Genomic DNA, 3,302 nt, shown 5'->3' on the forward strand with positions numbered 1-3,302 from the left:
TTGTCGGGCACGCTGTTGGGTGTCTGAAGTAACGGCCGTGAGGTTGTGCTTCGGTTGCCGGCGCCGGTGTAGCACCACTGTGGTGGTGTGTGACGGTGTACTGGTCGTTGTTTGAGAACTGCACAGTGGACGCGAGCATCTGTGGCCAAGTTTTTAAGGGCGCACGGTGGATGCCTTGGCACCAGGAACCGATGAAGGACGTGGGAGGCCACGATAGTCCCCGGGGAGTCGTCAACCAGGCTTTGATCCGGGGGTTTCCGAATGGGGAAACCCGGCAGTCGTCATGGGCTGTCACCCTTGCCTGAACACATAGGGCAAGTGGAGGGAACGCGGGGAAGTGAAACATCTCAGTACCCGCAGGAAGAGAAAACAACCGTGATTCCGGGAGTAGTGGCGAGCGAAACTGGATGAGGCTAAACCGTATACGTGTGAGACCCGGCAGGGGTTGCGTATACGGGGTTGTGGGATCTCTCTTCTGTTGTCTGCCGGCAACAGGACGAGTCAGAAACCGTTGATGTAGGCGAAGGACATGCGAAAGGTCCGGCGTAGAGGGTAAGACCCCCGTAGTCGAAACATCAGCGGCTCGTTTGAGAGACACCCAAGTAGCACGGGGCCCGAGAAATCCCGTGTGAATCTGGCGGGACCACCCGCTAAGCCTAAATATTCCCTGGTGACCGATAGCGGATAGTACCGTGAGGGAATGGTGAAAAGTACCCCGGGAGGGGAGTGAAATAGTACCTGAAACCGTGTGCCTACAAGCCGTGGGAGCGTCGGAATGTGCTTGCACATTCTCGTGACTGCGTGCCTTTTGAAGAATGAGCCTGCGAGTTTGCGGTGTGTTGCGAGGTTAACCCGTGTGGGGAAGCCGTAGCGAAAGCGAGTCCGAATAGGGCGATATAGTAGCGCGCTCAAGACCCGAAGCGGAGTGATCTAGCCATGGGCAGGTTGAAGCGGAGGTAAGACTTCGTGGAGGACCGAACCCACCAGGGTTGAAAACCTGGGGGATGACCTGTGGTTAGGGGTGAAAGGCCAATCAAACTCCGTGATAGCTGGTTCTCCCCGAAATGCATTTAGGTGCAGCGTCGTGTGTTTCTTGCCGGAGGTAGAGCACTGGATAGGCGATGGGCCCTACCGGGTTACTGACCTTAGCCAAACTCCGAATGCCGGTAAGTGAGAGCGCGGCAGTGAGACTGTGGGGGATAAGCTCCATGGTCGAGAGGGAAACAGCCCAGAGCATCGACTAAGGCCCCTAAGCGTACGCTAAGTGGGAAAGGATGTGGAGTCGCAGAGACAACCAGGAGGTTGGCTTAGAAGCAGCCACCCTTGAAAGAGTGCGTAATAGCTCACTGGTCTAGTGATTCCGCGCCGACAATGTAGCGGGGCTCAAGCGTACCGCCGAAGTCGTGTCATTGCAGCAATACGCCCAACGGCGGCTGTGATGGGTAGGGGAGCGTCGTGTGCCGGGTGAAGCCGCGCCGGAAGGCAGTGGTGGACGGTTCACGAGTGAGAATGCAGGCATGAGTAGCGATTCACACGTGAGAAACGTGTGCGCCGATTGACTAAGGGTTCCTGGGTCAAGCTGATCTGCCCAGGGTAAGTCGGGACCTAAGGCGAGGCCGACAGGCGTAGTCGATGGATAACCGGTTGATATTCCGGTACCCGCTGTGAAGCGTCAAACATTGAACCAGGCGATGCTAAGTCCGTGAAGCCGCCCTGGAGCCTTCGGGCAAAGGGGAGTGGTGGAGCCGACGGACCAGACCTGTAGTAGGTGAGTGATGGGGTGACGCAGGAAGGTAGTCCAGCCCGGGCGGTGGTTGTCCCGGGGTAAGGGTGTAGGCCGTGCGATAGGTAAATCCGTCGCACTTGGGGCTGAGACCTGATGCCGAGCCGATTGTGGTGAAGTGGATGATCCTATGCTGTCGAGAAAAGCCTCTAGCGAGTTTCATGGCGGCCCGTACCCTAAACCGACTCAGGTGGTCAGGTAGAGAATACCGAGGCGTTCGGGTGAACTATGGTTAAGGAACTCGGCAAAATGCCCCCGTAACTTCGGGAGAAGGGGGGCCATCACTGGTGAGGGAACTTGCTTCCTGAGCTGGGGGTGGCCGCAGAGACCAGCGAGAAGCGACTGTTTACTAAAAACACAGGTCCGTGCGAAGCCGTAAGGCGATGTATACGGACTGACGCCTGCCCGGTGCTGGAACGTTAAGGGGACCGGTTAGTCACAATTCGTTGTGGCGAAGCTGAGAACTTAAGCGCCAGTAAACGGCGGTGGTAACTATAACCATCCTAAGGTAGCGAAATTCCTTGTCGGGTAAGTTCCGACCTGCACGAATGGCGTAACGACTTCTCGACTGTCTCAACCATAGGCCCGGTGAAATTGCACTACGAGTAAAGATGCTCGTTTCGCGCAGCAGGACGGAAAGACCCCGGGACCTTTACTACAGTTTGATATTGGTGTTCGGTTCGGCTTGTGTAGGATAGGTGGGAGACTGTGAACTCTGGACGCCAGTTCAGGGGGAGTCGTCGTTGAAATACCACTCTGGTCGTGCTGGATGTCTAACCTGGGTCCGTGATCCGGATCAGGGACAGTGTCTGATGGGTAGTTTAACTGGGGCGGTTGCCTCCTAAAGAGTAACGGAGGCGCCCAAAGGTTCCCTCAGCCTGGTTGGCAATCAGGTGTTGAGTGTAAGTGCACAAGGGAGCTTGACTGTGAGACCGACGGGTCGAGCAGGGACGAAAGTCGGGACTAGTGATCCGGCGGTGGCTTGTGGAAGCGCCGTCGCTCAACGGATAAAAGGTACCCCGGGGATAACAGGCTGATCTTCCCCAAGAGTCCATATCGACGGGATGGTTTGGCACCTCGATGTCGGCTCGTCGCATCCTGGGGCTGGAGTCGGTCCCAAGGGTTGGGCTGTTCGCCCATTAAAGCGGTACGCGAGCTGGGTTTAGAACGTCGTGAGACAGTTCGGTCCCTATCCGCTGCGCGCGTAGGAATATTGAGAAGGGCTGTCCCTAGTACGAGAGGACCGGGACGGACGAACCTCTGGTGTGCCAGTTGTTCTGCCAAGGGCATGGCTGGTTGGCTACGTTCGGGAGGGATAACCGCTGAAAGCATCTAAGCGGGAAGCCTGCTTCGAGATGAGTATTCCCACCCACTTGATGGGGTAAGGCTCCCAGTAGACGACTGGGTTGATAGGCCGGATCTGGAAGCACGGTAACGTGTGGAGGTGACCGGTACTAATAGGCCGAGGGCTTGTCCATAGATGCTCGCGTCCACTGTGTTAGTTCTGAGGCAACGACCG

General features: G+C 56.9%; 1 rRNA gene. It reads left to right on the top strand.

The window, feature by feature from the left end:
- The first annotated feature begins 143 nt into the window (after positions 1-143).
- A 23S ribosomal RNA gene (locus ACZ7L5_RS45155) occupies positions 144-3,261 on the top strand.
- The last annotated feature ends 41 nt before the right edge of the window (positions 3,262-3,302 follow it).

It is taken from the genome of Streptomyces sp. NPDC107528 (genome assembly GCF_055639295.1).